The organism is Propionivibrio sp., assembly GCF_049316945.1.
Lineage (GTDB): Bacteria > Pseudomonadota > Gammaproteobacteria > Burkholderiales > Rhodocyclaceae > Propionivibrio.
In genome coordinates, this window is sequence record NZ_JBMOJE010000283.1 from 1 (window position 1) to 2982 (window position 2982).

Annotated in this window: 1 protein-coding gene; it reads left to right on the forward strand. The window is 62.7% G+C overall.

The window, feature by feature from the left end; translation table 11 throughout:
* Window positions 1-479 precede the first annotated feature (479 nt).
* The coding region (locus tag ACOYNV_RS27020; RefSeq protein ID WP_422902913.1) for an HDOD domain-containing protein at window positions 480-2982 on the forward strand (2503 nt) is incomplete at its 3' end.

Sequence of the window (2982 nt, forward strand, 5' to 3'; positions counted from 1 at the left end):
CCACGCCCCGCTTTTCCCCCTCGCCCACTTGTGGGAGAGGGTCGGGGAGAGGGTGGTTTTCGCCACGACAAGCGCTCAATCGCCCTCTCCCCCGGCTCTCCCGCGAGCGGGCGAGGGGAGCCATGGGCGCGGCTTTATCCGCAATGCATCCCCTGCATCCCGCATGAACAGGCCCTCTGCAAGTCATATTCCTGTAGAGTGGCGTATCCTGATGCTTTGCGCCTTGCTACTCTGCATAACGCCTGTTCATGCGGCTTTCAGCGATGCTGTTGAGTGCCGCCTGTTTGCCATCCCTGTTGAGAAACCCTCATGAACCTAAAAACCGCAGTTCAAACCACGGCGACACGGCGGACACGGCGAAAAGCCACAGTTTTTCAGGATTTAATGGCTCACCCAAAGGGTGAATCATGAAAATATTGCAAGCCATTGTTTTTACGCTGTGTTCGCCGTGCCGCCGTGGTTAAACAGAGTTTTCTGGGATGAATCCAAAACTCGAAGCGCGTTTCGAAACGCTCAAATCCACCGGACTGCTGCCCTCGCCGAAAGGCCCGGCGCTGGCCGTGGTGCAATTGACGCGTCAGGAGGATGTCTCATCCGCCCAACTGGCGCGGGCCATCCAGGCTGACCCGGCACTGGTCGCGCACCTGCTCAAGCTGGCCAACGCCTACCGCATGCCGGGCGCGCGGCCGATCCTGGCCATCAAGGATACGATCGCCATCCTCGGCCTGACCACCGTGCGCGGTTTGGCGCTGGGTTTCTCACTGATGAGCGACAAGCGCGCGCGTGGCTGCCGGGCCTTCGACTACCCCGCATTCTGGTCGCGCAACCTGGCCCGGGCCGTCGCCATGCAGTCGCTGGCCGCCTTCACCCGCCTCATGCAAAATGACGAAGCGTTCACCCTCGGCTTGCTGTCCCGCGTTGGCGAACTGGGGCTGGCCAGTCTGTTCCCCGAAGATTACGCGCGCCTGCTGCAAAGCGCCGCGCTTCCCGGCAGCGATCTCCTGGCACTGGAACAACAGTCTTTCGAATTCGACCATGACGACCTGACCGCCGCCCTGCTCGCCGACTGGGGCTTTCCGGCCAGCCTGATCGAGCCGGTCAGCCATCATGAGCAACCGGAACCTGCCAGCCTGGCTTGCGGATTGCGCGCCGAGCGTTTGCTGCTGATGCTGATGCTGGCCTCGATGATCGCCGATGTCTGCCTGGCCGCCAAGGAACAGCGGCGCGCCATGATGGCCAGCCTCTTCCTGTTCGGCGGCAGGCTGTCCATCGCCCCCGGTGATCTGACCACTCTTTGCGACGGCATCGTGCGCGACTGGAGCGACTGGTGTCGGCTGCTCGAAGTCCCGTCACAAGCCGTGCCGCCCTTTATCGAGTTGCTGAACGCACCGTCGGCACCGTCCTTCGAGCACTTCGAAGGATTGCCCCGGGCCGCCGCGGATGGTGCTTTTCGCGTGCTGGTGGTTGACGACGACCGCGTCATCCGCGCCATCCTCAAGGCGCTGCTGAGCAAGGCCGGCTATCAGTGCCTCGAGGCCGAGAACGGCGAGCAGGGGCTGGAACTGGCGCGCAGCGAACATCCCGATCTGATGATTGTCGATTGGCTGATGCCGAAAATGGACGGCGTCGAACTGATCCGCACGCTGCGTGAAACGGCGAGCGGGCGCGCCATTTACATTCTGCTGCTGACCAGCCTCGACCAGGAATCGCGCCTGGTCGAAGCCTTTGCCGCCGGGGCCGACGATTTTCTTTCGAAACCGATCAGCGCCAATGTGCTGCTCGGCCGGCTGATCGCCGGCGAACGCGTGGTCACCCTGCATCGGGAAATGGCGCGCGACCAGAGCAACCTGCAACGCTTCGCCAGTGAATTCGCCAACGTCAATCAGCGCCTGGAGGTTGTTCGCCAGCGCGACGAGGTGAATCTGAAGCGCATGGAACTGGCCTTGCGCGGCGGCGATCTGGGCTTTTGGGACTGGGATGTGCCGAGCGGCGAGGTGGTTTTCAACGAACGCTGGTGCTCGATGCTCGGCTACCGACTTGAGGAGATCAAGCCGCAAGTCGATAGCTGGAACCTGCTGACGCACCCGGACGATCAGGCGGCCGTCAAAGCCGCGCTGCAAGCCCACCTGAAAGGCGAGACTCCGGCCTACGAGTGCGAGCACCGGCTACGCCACAAGGACGGCCACTGGGTGTGGATACTGGATCGCGGGCTGGTCGTCGAGCGAGATCAGGCGGGCGCGCCGCTGCGGGTTGTCGGCACGCACATGGACATCAGCGAGCGCAAGGTCATTGAAACCGAACTGCTACGTTCGAACAGCGAACTCGAACAGTTCAGCTACAGCATTTCACACGACATGCGCCAGCCGCTACGCATGATCTCCAGCTACCTGAAACTGCTTGAGATGAGTCTCGCCGATCAACTCGACAGTGAGAAACGCGAGTATTTCAACTTTGCCATCGACGGCGCCAAGCGCCTCGACCAGATGCTGCTTGGTCTGCTCGACTACTCGCGCATTGGCCGCAAGGGCGAGCCCCCGGCATGGATCGAAAGCCGCTCGCTGCTCGACGAAGCCCTGCTCTACCTGCGACCGGCGATCGCCGAAGCGCAGGCCGAAGTGCACATCGAAGGCCTTTGGCCGCGTCTTCTGGTCAGCCCGGACGAGATGCTGCGCCTGCTGCAGAACCTGATCGGCAATGCCCTCAAGTTCAGAGTCGCCGGACGCCAGCCGCAGATCACGGTGAGCAGCGAAGTTGCCGGGGCGTACTGGCGCCTGTGCGTCGCCGACAACGGCATCGGCATCCTTCCCGAGCAGAGCGGCCGGCTTTTCCAGGTGTTTCAGCGGCTGCAGTCGCGCGCCGTCTACGAAGGCACCGGGATAGGATTGGCACTGTGCCGCAAGATCGCCGAACACCATGGCGGCAAGATATCGGTTGCCTCGGCGGGTGAAGGCCTGGGCAGCCGGTTTTGCGTTGAACTGCCGC